Annotated in this window: 16 protein-coding genes; 7 read left to right on the forward strand and 9 right to left on the reverse strand. The window is 46.2% G+C overall.

Features of this window, described 5'->3' with window-relative positions; translation table 11 throughout:
* The first annotated feature begins 27 nt into the window (after nucleotides 1-27).
* A complete protein-coding gene (locus tag GWR21_RS07820) occupies nucleotides 28-573 on the forward strand; it encodes an inorganic diphosphatase (protein WP_162331188.1) in 546 nt (181 codons plus the stop codon).
* Nucleotides 574-645: 72 nt separating this feature from the next.
* On the opposite strand, the gene GWR21_RS07825 is transcribed toward GWR21_RS07820, so the two are convergent.
* A complete protein-coding gene (locus GWR21_RS07825) occupies nucleotides 646-1,419 on the reverse strand; it encodes a C40 family peptidase (protein WP_162331189.1) in 774 nt (257 codons plus the stop codon).
* An 81-nt stretch (nucleotides 1,420-1,500) separates the two neighbouring features.
* Between GWR21_RS07825 and GWR21_RS07830 the strand changes: the two genes are divergently transcribed.
* The 4 genes from GWR21_RS07830 (at nucleotide 1,501) to GWR21_RS07845 (ending at nucleotide 4,286) form a co-directional block, all read left to right on the forward strand.
* Nucleotides 1,501-2,073 carry a sigma-70 family RNA polymerase sigma factor gene (locus GWR21_RS07830; RefSeq protein WP_162331190.1) on the forward strand — a complete coding sequence of 191 codons (573 nt, stop codon included), beginning with the start codon at nucleotides 1,501-1,503 and terminating at the stop codon, nucleotides 2,071-2,073.
* Complete coding sequence (locus tag GWR21_RS07835; RefSeq protein WP_162331191.1) at nucleotides 2,066-3,169, forward strand: tetratricopeptide repeat protein; 1,104 nt, start codon at nucleotides 2,066-2,068, stop codon at nucleotides 3,167-3,169. The genes GWR21_RS07830 and GWR21_RS07835 overlap by 8 nt, the downstream gene beginning before the upstream one ends.
* A 154-nt stretch (nucleotides 3,170-3,323) precedes the next feature.
* A complete protein-coding gene (locus GWR21_RS07840) occupies nucleotides 3,324-3,890 on the forward strand; it encodes an RNA polymerase sigma factor (protein ID WP_162331192.1) in 567 nt (188 codons plus the stop codon).
* Between the two features lie 42 nt (nucleotides 3,891-3,932).
* Nucleotides 3,933-4,286 carry an anti-sigma factor gene (locus tag GWR21_RS07845; protein WP_162331193.1) on the forward strand — a complete coding sequence of 118 codons (354 nt, stop codon included), beginning with the start codon at nucleotides 3,933-3,935 and terminating at the stop codon, nucleotides 4,284-4,286.
* Between the two features lie 71 nt (nucleotides 4,287-4,357).
* On the opposite strand, the gene GWR21_RS07850 is transcribed toward GWR21_RS07845, so the two are convergent.
* Nucleotides 4,358-5,605, reverse strand: a complete 1,248-nt coding sequence (locus GWR21_RS07850; protein ID WP_162331194.1) for a tetratricopeptide repeat protein — start codon at nucleotides 5,603-5,605, stop codon at nucleotides 4,358-4,360.
* A 128-nt stretch (nucleotides 5,606-5,733) separates the two neighbouring features.
* Nucleotides 5,734-8,310, reverse strand: coding sequence for a DNA gyrase subunit A (gene gyrA, locus GWR21_RS07855; protein WP_162331195.1), 2,577 nt, complete (start codon nucleotides 8,308-8,310; stop codon nucleotides 5,734-5,736).
* A gap of 404 nt (nucleotides 8,311-8,714) precedes the next feature.
* Between gyrA and GWR21_RS07860 the strand changes: the two genes are divergently transcribed.
* Nucleotides 8,715-10,040, forward strand: coding sequence for a saccharopine dehydrogenase C-terminal domain-containing protein (locus GWR21_RS07860; RefSeq protein WP_162331196.1), 1,326 nt, complete (start codon nucleotides 8,715-8,717; stop codon nucleotides 10,038-10,040).
* Between the two features lie 118 nt (nucleotides 10,041-10,158).
* Here the strand turns inward: GWR21_RS07860 and GWR21_RS07865 are convergent, their stop codons facing one another.
* Nucleotides 10,159-10,851, reverse strand: a complete 693-nt coding sequence (locus tag GWR21_RS07865) for an SIR2 family NAD-dependent protein deacylase (RefSeq protein ID WP_162331197.1) — start codon at nucleotides 10,849-10,851, stop codon at nucleotides 10,159-10,161.
* Between the two features lie 80 nt (nucleotides 10,852-10,931).
* Between GWR21_RS07865 and GWR21_RS07870 the strand changes: the two genes are divergently transcribed.
* A complete protein-coding gene (locus GWR21_RS07870; RefSeq protein WP_162331198.1) occupies nucleotides 10,932-11,783 on the forward strand; it encodes a phosphatase PAP2 family protein in 852 nt (283 codons plus the stop codon).
* A 109-nt stretch (nucleotides 11,784-11,892) separates the two neighbouring features.
* Here the strand turns inward: GWR21_RS07870 and GWR21_RS07875 are convergent, their stop codons facing one another.
* The 5 genes from GWR21_RS07875 to GWR21_RS07895 form a co-directional block, all read right to left on the reverse strand.
* Nucleotides 11,893-12,870, reverse strand: coding sequence for a DUF4349 domain-containing protein (locus GWR21_RS07875; RefSeq protein WP_162331199.1), 978 nt, complete (start codon nucleotides 12,868-12,870; stop codon nucleotides 11,893-11,895).
* A gap of 66 nt (nucleotides 12,871-12,936) precedes the next feature.
* A complete protein-coding gene (locus tag GWR21_RS07880) occupies nucleotides 12,937-13,350 on the reverse strand; it encodes an EVE domain-containing protein (protein WP_162331200.1) in 414 nt (137 codons plus the stop codon).
* A 24-nt stretch (nucleotides 13,351-13,374) separates the two neighbouring features.
* Nucleotides 13,375-14,094 carry a (Fe-S)-binding protein gene (locus GWR21_RS07885; protein ID WP_162331201.1) on the reverse strand — a complete coding sequence of 240 codons (720 nt, stop codon included), beginning with the start codon at nucleotides 14,092-14,094 and terminating at the stop codon, nucleotides 13,375-13,377.
* Nucleotides 14,095-14,214: 120 nt separating this feature from the next.
* A complete protein-coding gene (ribH, locus tag GWR21_RS07890) occupies nucleotides 14,215-14,706 on the reverse strand; it encodes a 6,7-dimethyl-8-ribityllumazine synthase (protein ID WP_162331202.1) in 492 nt (163 codons plus the stop codon).
* A 14-nt stretch (nucleotides 14,707-14,720) separates the two neighbouring features.
* A complete protein-coding gene (locus GWR21_RS07895) occupies nucleotides 14,721-15,428 on the reverse strand; it encodes a tetratricopeptide repeat protein (protein WP_162331203.1) in 708 nt (235 codons plus the stop codon).
* Nucleotides 15,429-15,497 lie beyond the last annotated feature (69 nt).

A 15,497-nucleotide genomic window follows, 5' to 3' on the forward strand; every position in this document is an offset into this window, starting at 1 on the left:
AATAAATCATTTAAAAAAAACAAGTTGATGATGACGACGAACAATCCATGGCATAACGTCAATACAGGATCAGAAGCGCCGAACATAGTAAATGCGATCATTGAAATTCCTAAAGGCTGTCGCGCTAAATACGAACTGGACAAAGAAACCGGTCTGCTGAAACTCGACAGGGTACTTTATTCTTCCGTATACTACCCGGCTAACTACGGTTTTATCCCTAAGACCTACTGTGATGACCATGACCCACTGGATATCCTCATCCTCTCACAGGTGGACGTGGTTCCTATGTGTCTCATGGAAGCAAAAGTGATCGGCGTAATGCAGATGATCGACAATGGTGAGGCAGATGACAAGATCATCGCTGTTGCTGCTAACGATATGAGCGTGGCACACATCAATGACATTACAGAACTGCCGCCTCACTTTACTGCTGAGATCCGTCACTTCTTTGAAGAATACAAGCGACTGGAACACAAAACTGTAAAGGTGGCTGAATTCCAGAATAAAGCTGTTGCTGAACGTATCGTGATGGAAAGCATTGAGCTTTACAACAAAACTTTCGGTGAGAAATAATCAGAACGGATAACCGTAATAGAAAAAGCCCATAGCAGCAGCTATGGGCTTCTCTTTTTATATAAGGTGCTATTAGAAATAACGCTTGATGATCCGCAGCTTGTGCGTTCGTACGCCAGTGTCAATATTGGTAATACCCTGGTTGTCAATCGGATCTACGCGTACCTTACCGGAAGCATGTATAATCTCATGGTCATTCAGTAAAACGCCCACATGCGTGATACGCCCTTCTGCATTGTCAAAGAAAGCCAGGTCTCCGAAACGCGCCTCCTGGAGAAAATCTACTGTAGTACCCTGTGTAGCCTGCTGATAGGCATCTCTTAGCAAGGGAATGCCCAGCGTCTTAAATAACGTCTGCGTGAACCCGGAACAATCTACGCCAAAGACAGACTTCCCCCCCCACAGATACGCCGTATTCAGGTAGAGAAAGGCAGCCTTCCGCAACGCCTCCAAATTTACTAAGTTCTCCTTACCAATTATTGCCGGTTCCTCCTCAAACTGTACCGTCAATTTTCCCCAGTTCACCACGTCCGTTGTGCCATGTTTTATCACGCAGCCAAACGGGACCTGCATCGGCTTTCCGTTCAACATTAGCCCATTGATCCAGGAAGCGGTATAATGAGTATAGGGCGCATTAAAAAGGGTCGAATCGATCGTTTCCAGGTGATTGACAGTTGCCCAGCCTTCATACCCATCATACTGACATTTTACCTTCACCCAGCCATCTGTACCGGTGGTAATAATTTCACTGCATTCCCCGAACAAGGCTTGTGAGATAATTTCACTTTTGTGAGATTGCTCCGCGCGTAAAGGCATGACCGGAACAACAGTAATAGCATATGGCATATTAATTGTCTAAAATAATTATATGTCAAAAGACAACAAAATGAACTTTTTTGTCTTTTATATGTAAATATAGGTAACACTATGCTACAGCAGTTAACTAATTTATCAGATAAGGAATTGATTTCCCGGGCGAGAAAGCTGAAAGATCAGGAAGCAGAAGGTGTGCTCATGGAACGTTACAGCCACCTCATGGTCGCTGTTTGTTTACCCCATCTCAATAATGGACCCGCCACCGCTCCCGAGGAAGTCTACCCCTCGTTGCTCCAGCGGCTGAGCAATAGTCTGAAGACCCAAAGTATCCCGAAAGCCAATGAATGGATACACTACACGATCAGGGCGCAACAGGCCCAGACAGACCGGAACAATCCATTTTTTCCAAGTACGGCATCCAGAGAATTACAACAGGTCGAAGGCAGGGTCGAAAAAGCAGCCACGAATATGAAAGAGCAACAACAGCTCGCTGCATCTTTTGTGCGTGCACTTGAGAAACTACCTGATGAAGAAAAATATTTTCTGAAAGAATTTTACGTGAATAATAAGTCATTTGCAGAACTGGCGGAAACCAGACGGTATACTGTCGAGAAGACCCGGCAGTTACTACAACAGGCAAAGCAAAAAATGGCGTCCTTATTGATGAATGAAACCTATGAGTAACTTGGAAAACAATGAGAAAATACTGAAGATCTTCAGTAACATCCGCTGTCTGAACAGGGACCAGCTTCCCCGTTACCTGGACGGTCGTCTGACGGATGTCGAAAAACACCTGGTAGAACAACACCTGGTGGATTGCGACCTCTGTTTTGATGCATTGCAGGTACTCCAGCAACAACAATACAGGGACCAGTACCAGCCGCTCGCCGGAAGTATGCAGCAATTCATCCGGAACGGCATCAAACAGGTGTCCCATGCACATAAAGCCGAACGCTATCAGCGCCAGGAACAAAAAAAGGAAAGTTTCCTGATCTACTTCTGGGCAGTAGCAGGGATCGCCGCTGCTGCCGGCATCATCTACCTGATACAGCAACAGGGCAAGTTTAAACCGGCGGTAACGAAAGCTATTGCCAGTAATGCCGCGATGATCACTACTCCTGCAGCAACGCCGGCCGCTGTACAGGCAGCCGTTATCACACCTGCCCGTGCGGAGAAACCGGATACGGTAAGTCGCCGTCCTGTTACCACACCTGTGGCAATACCAGTGGCTACTGCTGTACCACCTGCACCAACGCCAGCAGTTCCGGCTACTAAACCTCCGATAAAAGACTCTGTGAAGGCGGCGGCCAAACCAGCCGCCACTCCGCTGGTAACCAAGGATAAGGACAGCGCTAAAAAACAGGCTTCTCCTGTTCCTAAACAGACGGAGGCCAGGATCGTACCAGATGACAAGGATACGCCGGCTGTGGCAAAGAAAACGGAGGAGAAACCTGAACCTAAGCCGGTGGCAAAGGAGAAGGAAAAGGAAAAGAAAGAGAAGGATGATGACAAACCTGCCGCTGCCTCCAGCAGTACGGATGAATTCCTGTATAAAGCTGCCATGGTGTATCACCAGCAGGGAGACCTGAATGAGGCCATTTCCCGGTATAAACATCTTTCAGGTAGTACCGGCAGATACGGTGAACTTTCGCGCTACCAGCTGGCCGTATGTTATCGTAGTAAGGGACAAACCGGCAAGGCCCGCCGTATGTTCAAAGAGGTAGTGCGCATGAATGGCAGTATGAAGGACAAAGCCCAGGCGGCCCTTGACAATTTATAGATCGTTCTGCTGAGTGCATCAGCCTCACATATCATACAAGTCCATAGATATCCTGTACAGGGATCTTCTATGGGCTTTTTTAATTGGCCGGCAATTTTTATGGAATCCCGTTGGGTAATGCATCTTAATATTATAAGTATTTTATCTTTATCCAGTGAATTATAAGAATAGTCAGGAATTAACAGATGAGGAACTGCTGGAACGGTTCAAAGCCGATGAGAACAGCAATTGGATAGGCATCCTGTTTGACAGGTATGCAGTGTTGCTGTTGGGTATGTGCATGAAATACCTTAAAAACGAAGAGGATGCGAGAGACAGTGTACAACAGATCTTTTTAAAAGTATTGGCGGACATCAACAAGCATAAGGTCCAGTACTTCCGGGCCTGGATCTACCAGGTGGCCAAAAATCATTGCCTGATGCAGCTGCGTCACAGAAGTCAGATCCGGCAGGAAGAAGTCAGTGAAAAGCATCTCAATGACCCTGCGGAACCTGCAGAAGATAAAGCCAGGTTCGTGGAGAAAGATAACTTGCTGGAAAATATGCAGTCCGCACTGGAGCAATTAAACCCGGAACAGCGTGTCTGTGTCAAACTTTTCTATCTGCAGAAACTATCTTACCAGGATATTACCGATCAAACGGGATATACGTTGTTGCAGGTGAAGAGTTATATTCAGAATGGAAAACGTAACCTGAAACTCCTTTTAGGGAAGCAGGGTTAACGAGGGAGATATGCAGAACAATAATTATCGAGAAAACATTTTATGAACGAAGAATATCAGGATATTTTCACCACGACGACCTGCCCTACGCAACAGCAGCTGCTGGACTATGTACAGGGCCGGCTAACAGGCGAAGCGCTGCATGAAGTGGAACTTCATCTGGCTGATTGTGAAATGTGCAGTGAGGCCGTGGAAGGATTATCTGCCTTTGAACAGAAAGAACAAATTCCCGTATGGTTACGGCAGATGAAATTGCAGATGCTACGTAACCTGCGTACCGGCAAACGCCGTAAACACCAGATCACTTACTTTACACAACTGGGCATCATTGTGATCGTGATCCTGTTCATTTTGCTGGCGGCATTCTGGACGTATCATTTCATATCGAATAAGTAACAATCACCTATATGCGAAAAAAAGTCCCGGCCTTTATGGACCGGGACTTTTTTATGTATCAATATGATTGATTACAGGCTTTCCAGCTTCTTCTTCACTGCTTCTACTTTAGCAGTTTCGTTTTTGATAGCATAGATCTTCTGCAGCGCATACAGACAGCTTTCGTAAGTCTGTTTGTCGCTAGGTTCCAGGCTACCTGCTGCAGAGAAGTTAGCATCCGCTTTCTCGAAGAAAGGCAGTGCCTGATCCATCAGACCAGTTACTTTAGTCTGCAGTTCTTTTGCTTTAGGCGTGTTCAGAGATTTGCTGTCCATTGCATTCAGTTCCTTGTTGAAACCTACTGCACGGTTGAAATAGAGTGCACCTAACTGGAAGTTAGCGGTTGCATCATCAGCTTTCAGTTCGATCGCTTTTTTGTAAGCATTTTCAGCTTTGGTCATCAGCTCATCGTAGTTAGCTGGTTTTGCTGCTTCACCTTTCTCATCCGCACGTGGATTAGCCAGGTTGTCTACACGGATACCGTAGTCCAGTACTGTCTGGAAATCGTTTGGATTTTCAGCGATCTTCTTTTCCAGCATACCCAGTAACTCACTGGTTTTACCGGTTTTGGAGTAGTACAGCATCTCCATATCGTTGAAACGTTTGTCCTTAGGGAACATTACTTTTCCTTCTTCGATAGTTTTAAGCCAGTTAGCGTTATCACCTTTCTCTTCGTAGGTCTGCGCCAGGATCACGTACAGTGCAGGCTCGGCTTTGAACTGAAGGTCAGCAGCCTTTCTCAGGAATGGCAGCGCCTCGTCTTTTTTACCAGCCTGGTTACCAGCGTAACCTGCGTAGAATACCATAGAAGTATCTGTAGGGATAGTACCACCCAGATTTTTACCATTGTAGTAATCAGCTACAGCAAAAGCGTCTTTGAAGTGAACGAACGCTGAATCCCATTTCTGGTCGTTCAGATTACCGTAACCTGCGTTACCGATGGTAGCGTACAGGTTAAACATACGGCGGTTCATTTCCAGCAAAGCTTCTGGCAGTTTAGCATTGATATCCAGGGCTTTTTTGTAGGCCTCGAATGCTTCCATTGCCTGTACAGGATCTTTCTTCTCAGTAGCTACTTCTTCGAAAATCTTTCCTTTTACATACCATGTTTTAGCCTCACCTTTAGTTTTTTCATTTTCCAGTGCTGCCTGAATATCGGCTTTTGCTTTATCATAATCTTTCTTGCCCAGCGCGTCATCCGCACTGTTCACCTTCGCACGTTGCGCGAATGCAACCATTCCTACTCCGCAAAAGATAAATGATACCAGTAATTTTTTCATGTTGCTCAATATTTTGTTGTTTTCTATAAGTATGGCGTTAGATTTTAATGCCTGTTTCAACCATAATAAATACAATCCACCGCAGGTTAACCATTAGTTCGCATTAAGAAATTGCGGTTTCCTGGTAATTATTCTGCAGGCGTTACATCTTCCGTTGCACCAGCCGGAGCATCTCCAGGTGTTGCTGAGCCATCTACCTGCTCATTTCCTTCCATACCTTCTTCAGCAAACTTATCCTCTTCCTGCTCATCCAGACGGGCGACAGCAGCGATTTCGTCGTTATCATCCAGTCGGATCAGACGTACGCCCTGGGTAGCACGGCCAGCTTCACGGATATCGGCAACTGCCATACGGATCGTGATACCGGACTTACAGGTAATCATCAGGTCATCCTTCTCAGTTACGTCCATGATAGCGATCAGGCTACCTGTTTTCTCTGTGATATTGATAGTCTTTACACCCTTACCACCGCGGTTGGTAATTCTATATTCTTCAATATCAGTACGTTTACCGAAACCTTTCTCTGAAACTACCAGTACAGTGCGGGATTCATCATCCTTATTTACACAAATCATACCAACAACCTCGTCCTTGTCGTTGTCTACCTCGATACCCCTTACACCGATAGCGCCACGGCCTGTGTCACGTACGGTATTCTCAGGAAAGCGGATAGCACGGCCACTCTTGATGGCCATCATGATCTGGCTGTTACCGTTGGTCAGTTTAGCCTCGAGTAACTGGTCACCTTCGTTGATCGTGATTGCGTTCACACCATTCTGACGTGGACGAGAGAAGTCTTCCAGTAATGTCTTTTTGATGATACCATTCGCTGTACACAGTACAATATAGTGAGAGCTGATAAACTCCTTATCACTCAGGTCCTTGATATCGATGATCGCTCTGATCTTATCATCCGTAGGGAGGTTGATCAGGTTCTGGATCGCACGGCCTTTACCACTCTTCTCTCCTTCAGGGATCTCGTATACTTTCAGCCAGTAACAACGCCCCTTTTCAGTAAAGAACAACATGGTATGGTGAGTAGACGCCACGAACAGGTGCTCGATATAGTCTTCCTCACGTGTTTTACCACCCAGCGCCCCACGGCCACCGCGTTTCTGCTGACGGTAATCATAGGCAGATGTACGTTTGATATAACCCAGATGAGAGATGGTGATCACCACGTCTTCTTCTGCAATGATATCTTCCATACGCATTTCACTCGCCAGGTACTGGATCTCAGTTTTACGCTCGTCTCCAAAACGTTTCTTTACATCTTCCAGTTCTTCCTTAATGATCTTGAAGCGCAGGCCTTCGTCAGACAGTATATCTTTCAGGTAAGCGATGAGTTTCATTACCTCGTCGTATTCTTCTTTGATCTTATCACGCTCCATACCGGTCAGACGTTGTAAACGCAGTTCCAGTATTGCTTTGGATTGGATGTCGCTCAGTTCGAAGCGGGTCATCAGACCTTCCTTCGCTTCATCCGGTGTACGGGATGAACGGATCAGCGCGATCACTTCATCCAGGTGATCCAGAGCGATCAGGTAACCCTGTAGGATGTGTGCTTTTTCTTCCGCTTTACGCAGGTCGAAACGCGTTCTGCGTACAACTACCTCATGGCGGAAGTCAACAAATTCAGCCAGCATATCTTTCAGGTTCAGTACACGCGGACGACCTTTTACCAGTGCCACGTTATTGATACCGTAAGATGTCTGTAACTCTGAATATTTATACAGCTGGTTAATCACCACGTTAGCGATCGCTTCACGTTTCAGATCGATCACCAGGCGCATACCATCACGGTCACTTTCGTCACGCGCTTCGGAAATACCTTCAATGATCTTATCATCTGCGAGCTGCGCGATCTTCTGGTGCAGTGCTGCTTTATTGATCTGGTAAGGCAGTTCATAGATCACCAGGCGTTCACGGCCAGCTTTGGTAGTTTCTACGTTCACTTTACCACGTACTACTACCCTGCCACGGCCTGTTTCAAAGCCCTGTTTCACACCTTCATAACCGTAGATAACACCACCTGTAGGGAAGTCCGGTGCCTTTACGTGCTTGATCAGGTCTTCAATAGTAATGTCACGGTCATCAATGTATGCAATCAGGCCATCTATCACCTCTGACAGGTTGTGCGGCATGATGTTGGTCGCCATACCTACCGCAATACCTGACGCTCCGTTGATCAGGAGGTTAGGGATACGTGTAGGCAGTACTGTTGGCTCTTCCAGGGTATCGTCAAAGTTCAGGGTGAAGTCCACTGTCTCCTTGTCGATATCTTCCAGCATTGCCTCTGCCATACGTTGCAGACGGATCTCCGTGTAACGCATTGCCGCCGGCATGTCACCATCCACCGAACCAAAGTTACCCTGACCATCTACCAGCATGTAACGCAGGCTCCACGGCTGGGCCATACGAACGATCGTATCATAGATGGAGGCGTCACCATGCGGGTGGAATTTACCCATTACCTCACCCACGATACGGGCTGATTTCTTGTAAGCTTTGTTACTGTTGTTCCCTAACTCATTCATACCAAACAACACGCGGCGGTGTACCGGTTTTAAACCGTCCCGGACATCCGGAAGAGCACGTCCCACGATCACTGACATAGAGTAATCTATGTAGGCCGTTTTCATCTGCTCTTCAATGTTGATCTGGATAATCCTGCCGTCTTGCTGATTTTCCGTATTTTCTGACATTATATTGTTGGTTTACAATTAATTCCCTTAAAAAATAAATAGACGCAAATATAGCCATTTTAAGCCGTATTCCGGCCTTTCTGTCATAGAATGTGAATAAAAAAGGAATTGTCATATTCTACAAATAGACTATGCGTTAAGAACAATTTCTACAGATAGACTATTTAATCCTTATTTTGCGTTGACTCCTTCAATTAATATTCCATATAACAGAAAAAAGGAATATTGGGAAAATAAAATATTGGCAAAGATTTTGTTTTTAATCCGGTGAAAATCAGACGGTCACGGACAGTTAACTAAAAACACGACTGGTTAAAACGAATTTTCCTGAAAATTCGAACATTAGATGGATGACCGATGTTAAATCCCTGTTCTGTTACCATATTAAAGATGAACAAATTAATATGAAGAATATACTCTTATTTGGTGCCGGTAAGTCGGCTACAAGCCTGATCGACTACCTGGTATCAAATGCTCCACGGCAAAAATGGCATATCACTGTTGCCGATCATGACCTGGCGCTTATTAAATCAAAAACCGGCAAGTCTTACTATGTAACCCCAGCAGCTATTGACATCCGGGATGAAGCTTCCAGGCAAAAACTGATTCAGGAAACGGACCTCGTTATTTCCCTGTTGCCACCGTCATTACATATTTTCGTAGCGAAAGACTGTCTGCAGTTCGGTAAAAATCTGCTCACCGCCTCTTACATCGATCCCGAAGTAAAAAAGCTGGAAAAAGAAATTGAAGACGCAGGCCTGCTCTTTATGTATGAAATGGGACTGGATCCCGGCATCGATCATATGAGCGCTATGAAACTGATCCACTCCATTGAAAAGAAAGGTGGTCAGATCTCTGCGTTCCGCTCCTACTGCGGTGGACTTGTATCACCTGAAAGTAACGACAACCCATGGCAGTACAAGATCTCCTGGAATGCCCGTAACGTGGTACTGGCCGGTAACTCCGGCGCTACCTACCGCGATAAGGGTAAAGTGAAGGAAGTTGGTTACCAGCACCTCTTCGATCAATCTAAAACGATCCATATTCCGAGCCTGGGCAAACTAGCCTACTACCCTAACCGTGATTCGCTGAACTACATCAGCGCGTACAAGCTGGATGAAGTGCCCACTTTTATGCGGGCGACACTCCGCTATCCTGACTTCTGCGAAGGCTGGAGCACGCTTGTGAAGCTGGGTCTCACTGACGATACTAAAAAAATACAGACCGATAATATGACCTACTATGAATGGGCCAGTCAGCAAACGGACAGTGACCCATCCATCAGTCATGAAGAGAATATAGCCAACTATCTCGGCATCAGCGCAAAATCAAAAATCCTGCGTCAGCTGAAATTTCTTGGTCTGCTGAACGGTGAAACTATTCATCTCGGCGAGCAGACAAATGCCTCCGTCCTCCAGCATATCATCGAATCTAAACTAGCGATGGAGCCTGCTGACAAAGATATGATCGTCATGACCCATGAGATCGAATTTGAAAGACGTGGTATGAACACCCGCATGCATAGCTATATGATCTCTGTAGGTGAAGACAACGTACGCACTGCAATGGCAAAAACGGTTGGTCTGCCATTAGGTATTCTAGCCAAACTGATACTCCAGGAAAAAGTTACCCTGAAAGGACTGCATATTCCTATTTCACCAGAGATCTATAATCCGGTACTGAAAGAATTGGAAGAGTTTAATATCAGGTTTGAAGAAAGCTTTGAGTAATTAGGAACTACCGCTAATAAAAGTTTCCGCTATACAGTAAAGGGCGCTCCTGGCTATCAGGAGCGCCCTTTACTGTATAGCGGAAACTCTAAGTATAAAAAATTCCCGATTTCTGATGCTATCCCGCCCAACTCTCCAGCGCCTTTATCAGATCCTCAATCCCTTCCGTCGCCGGCTTCTCAATCTTCGTCAGGTTCTTTCTTTCCTGCATAGACGGCAGCTTCTTATCTATCACATAACAAGGCACTCCATCCTCGAGGTAATCTACCAGTCCCGCAGCGGGATACACCACCAGCGAAGTCCCGATCACCGCAAATATATCTGCGGATAGCACTACAGCAGCAGCCTCCGAGATCCTGGGTACCGACTCTCCAAACCATACAATATCCGGACGTAACTGTCCGCCGTCAGGCGCCATGTCACCGATATTAATATCCCAGGTAACCGGGTAACTACGATGCTCATCCAGTACACTGCGCATCTTAAAGATCTCTCCATGCAGGTGCAGCACTTTCTTCGATCCCGCCCGTTCATGCAGATCATCTATATTCTGTGTGATGATCTCTACATCAAACTTTTCCTGCAAAGCCGCCAGGCCCAGATGTGCCGCATTTGGCAAGGCCGCCTTCACATCCTGACGACGCATGTTATAAAAATCCAGCACCAGCTGGGGATTCTTCTGCCATCCCTGCGGACTCGCCACTTCATATACATTATATCCTTCCCATAGGCCGTCACTGTCGCGGAACGTACGTAATCCACTCTCTGCACTAATACCGGCGCCTGTCAAAACTACCAATCTAGGCTTCATTTGTACAAGACATTTTTGATTTTTAAATATACGGGTTTTAACATTTACCGTAACTTTATCGGATAATTAAATAGCAGCAATTGAAGATTCTAAAGACGCTTATGCTGTGCGGCATGCTGTTACTACACCTGAACGCAGACGCACAGACGGACACTACCAACGTCCCCTCTACTGACAGTATGAAGACAAAGGAGGTTCACACCTTAACAGCCGCTGATACTACTATCCGTTACCGTATTAACGGTGCCTATCTTGGTAGCATCTGGGGAGACCTGAAATACACTGTTTCCCGCCCTGCACACTGGACAGGAAAGGACTTCACCCGACTTGGTATCGTATTGGGCACTGCTGGTGGACTCATGGCAGTTGACTACGAAGTGAAACAGTTCTTCGGACGTAACCACACCAATTTCTGGAACAGCGTAACCGGTCAGGTAGAGCCATTTGGTAATGCCTATTCTCCTTACCTGGTGGGCGGTATGTACCTCGCCGGTGTGATTGCCAAAGACAGGAAACTGGAACATATCTCGCTGATGACTGCGAAGTCCCTGCTGATCTCCACCCTGATCTATACCTTCACCAAATCAGTGGTAAGACGCGGCCGTCCGACCTACTACGACGATCCTTTTGTATACAATGCACCATTCTCCATGGATAAAAAACATACCTCCTTCCCTTCCGGCCACATGCTGACCGTAACATCAGTCGCGACGGCGCTGGCGGAGGCGTATGGAGAAGAACATCCGTGGGTGCCATGGGTGACCTATTCCATCGCCATCATGACGGGTACTACCCGCCTGTACCAGGAAAGACACTGGAGCAGCGATGTCTGGCTGGGCGCCTCACTGGGTTATTTTGTGACCAAAGGCATTTACAAACATCACCGTGCATTGGAACGTAAAAAAGCACTAAAGGCACTGGCTGACTATTAGTGTAACTGTATATCGTATAAGAAATGTCAAAGCCTGTAGTCGAAAGACTAACAGGCTTTGCGCTTTTATGGATTGTCAGAACAGACCTTTTATAAAATATACCTAACCGTTAGACGGCCATCGCCTTCCGTTGTCTTCTGCGTTTCATATATCTGCGCATAAAAATAACCGCCGCTGCCAGTGCCAGCATACCAGGCCACATACCTACCAGGTCGATCAGGAAGCTCAGGACATTATTCCATCCATCTTTTATAGAAAAGGAGATACGTGAGAAGAAGCCCGGGCCCTGTGGTGAGGTATTGGCAAACACCTGATAGAACGAAAGGTTAATGGTACTCATCGCCACGTTCTGATCTATGTACTGCAGACGTGCCTGTGACGCTTCTACTTCTTCGCGGATGCTTTTCAGCTGCTCCTCTACTTCCAGGATGTCCTTCACGGACTTCGCCTGCTTCAGGATTTCCAGATACCTTAATTCTACTTCCTTCTTCGCCTTCATGCGGGCTGCCACGTCGATATATTCAGCCGTCTTATCTTCAGCTGATACCGTCTTTACGATGAGTGTCTGCGCATTGCCGGATATCGCTTCCAGGCAACTATCAAACTTCTCGACCGGCACCTGGATCGCCATGCGCGTTTCCCAGGTAAATTCTGAGCGTTGCTCATTATCATCAATAATATCTCCGTGATAACGGGCTACTACTTCTCTTAGTTCCTTACGGGCATTATTGTAATCATTGACAGAATACCGTATTGTACCGGTTTTAATAATTTTCCTGGGGATAACCGCTGACTGAGCCAGCGTAGGTGCAGTAAATGCACCCGTATTGTTTGAAGCTTCGGCGGCCGTTACGTCATCTGCCGGGTGATGTATCGCTTCCTGTTCGTTATAACTATCCGGTGCCGACGCCCCATCAGTGAAGTTGTCTGGTGCTTTCAACTCCATCGCTTTATAGCTATTTCTATAAGCTGGATCAGCCGCTGCAGGTCCGGCTTTATGCCCGCACGCTGACAGCAAGCTAAAGCTACATACTAAAACAGATACAGGGATAGGGGTATTCTTTAAAATGAAACATCTTCCTGTCATAGGACAATATTTAGTGATAAATAATGCTATAACAGGAAGATGCAGTAAAATGGATAATTCCACAAATTATTTCTTCATATCACCCATTTCAAGAATGGTGTTGAATTCATCCTCAGTAACGGCGCAAACGGACAGGCGGCCCTGACGGATCAGCGAAAGGTTTTCCAGTCTCTTTTCGGCTTTCATCTGCGCCAGTGTTACCGGCGTTTTGAAAGGCTTCACAGGCTGCAGGTCTACCACTACCCAGTTCGGATCAGGCGTGGTGGGATCCTGATAGTGTTCCTTCGCTACCTTGGCGATGCCAACTACGGCCAGACCTTCATTACTGTGATAGAACAATACCTGATCTCCTTTTTGCATACCTTTCAGGTTATTACGTGCCTGATAGTTACGCACGCCATCCCAGAAGGTTTTTCCGTCTTTTACGAACTGGTCCCAAGAGTACTTGAATGGTTCTGATTTAACTAACCAGTAGTTCATTATCTGATGATTTAAAATTGCTGTTTACCAGCCGCTGGCCAGTACATCAGCGATATGCATAGTTTTAATATTCAGGTCATGCTTACGGATGTAACCATCCAGGTGCATCAGGCAGGAAAGATCTGTCGAAATGAGGTAGTCGGCCCCACTGGCTACAGCGTTGTTCACTTTCTGTTCGCCCATACCGATAGAGATAGGTTCAAATTTCACAGAAAAGGTACCACCAAAACCACAGCAGGTTTCAGACTCATTCATTTCTTTCAGTTCAAGTCCTTTTACTTTGGACAACAGCTTACGCGGTCCTTCTTTGATACCGCATTCGCGCAGGGCGCCGCAGGCATCATGGTAAGTCCCTACTCCGTTGAGTGTGGCACCGAGATCTGTTACATGAAGGACGTCTGTCAGGAACTCTGTGAATTCATAGAGGTTCTTACGCAGCATCTTTACCTCATTGTGTGCAGCGGAATTGTCAAACAGTTTGCTGTAGTAATTACGCACAAAACCTGTACAGGAACCGCTTGGTGCTACGATATAATCAGTAGTATGGAAATCCTTTACAAACTTAGTGGCAACGGCACGGGCTTCATCCCAGTAACCGGCATTGAAGGCCGGTTGTCCGCAGCAGGTCTGATTGGGATTATAATTAACGTTACATCCCAGTTTTTCCAGTACTTTCACCATATTGAAGCCTGTTTCCGGGAACAGCTGATCAACGAAGCATGGAATAAAAAGCTGTACGTTCATTGAGTTAGTTCTTTAAATAAAAGCCGCAGGCCAGCTGCTGGCTACAGGAATAGAAATATACCGGCTGAAACGGTATCAACAATGAACATCACATGGAGCAATAATGGGGCTATAGCTGTTTTACAGTTGACGCATCATGGAGATCATTTTCAGCGCCGTGATGGCAGCTTCCTCCCCTTTATGGCCATGTATGCCCCCCAGTCTTTCCTCGGCCTGCTGCATGTTATCGACAGTCAGTACGCCAAAGATAACAGGAACAGGCAATTCAATGTTTAACTGCATCAGACCTTCTGTAACACCTTTACATACATAGTCAAAATGCGGCGTTTCGCCTCTGATCACGCATCCGAACGCAATAATAGCGCCAGGTTGTTTATGCGTGCCTTTTGTACGTTCCCAGTATTGTTTGCAGGCGAATGGCAATTCAAATGCGCCTGGTACGATCACCTTAGAGATCTTTGATACGTTGTATTCGGCCAGCGATTTTTCACAGCCGGCTACCAGTTCGTTAATGACCGTATCATTCCATTCGGTATACACTATAACAACACTGGCATCCTCTGAATGGAGAATGCCAGCATCGTTCAATAAACTTTGATTATGTATTGACATGATCTGAATTAATATCAGTTATTGCTCACTTCACCGAGGCGCGCCAGGTATTTATCCATTTCACGGCCTTCAGTTGTCTGAGGATATTTGTCGCGGATCTGTTTGTACAGACTGATTGCTTCAGCAGGTTTATTTGCTTTTTCCAGGGCCATACCTGCACGGAACAGGTAAGTTGGAGCCGTCAGTTCGTTGTCGCTGTGCGCACCCGCTTTTTTATAAAATTCGATACCCTTTTCGGTATTGCCCAGTTCCATGTAAGCGTCACCGGTCAAACCGTAAGCCATTGCCTGTACGATCTGGTCGCCACCGTTGAAAGCTGTCAGCTGATCAATTCCTTTCTGGAATTCGCCCAGTTTCACGTAGCTCACACCAGCGTAATATTTTGCTAACTGACCTGTTTTGGTGCTACCGTATTTATCGATCACCTGCAGAAATCCTTCATAGTTACCGTCACCGTTCAGCGCCAGGCGGAAAGAATCTCTTTCGAAATACTGTTGTGCATGGAAGATCATGTTCTGCGCCTTCACTTCGTTAGGACCTTTGATGAACTTGCTGTAGGCAAAAGTACCGCCAACTACTACCACTACTACGAGCAGGGCTATGATGATGCTGTTTTTATTCTTGTTGAAGAAGTCTTCCGCCTTGTGGAGTGAGTCTTCCAGTTGGAATTCCTTAGAAACAGGAGTATTTTCAGCTGCGGTCTTATTTGTTGTTTCGGTCATTGTAATTGTGGTCGTTAAATTGTTATTTCTTTATTACGGTACAGGTTAGGCTGTTGTAAATTCCCGCAA

It is taken from the genome of Chitinophaga agri (genome assembly GCF_010093065.1).
Lineage (GTDB): Bacteria > Bacteroidota > Bacteroidia > Chitinophagales > Chitinophagaceae > Chitinophaga > Chitinophaga agri.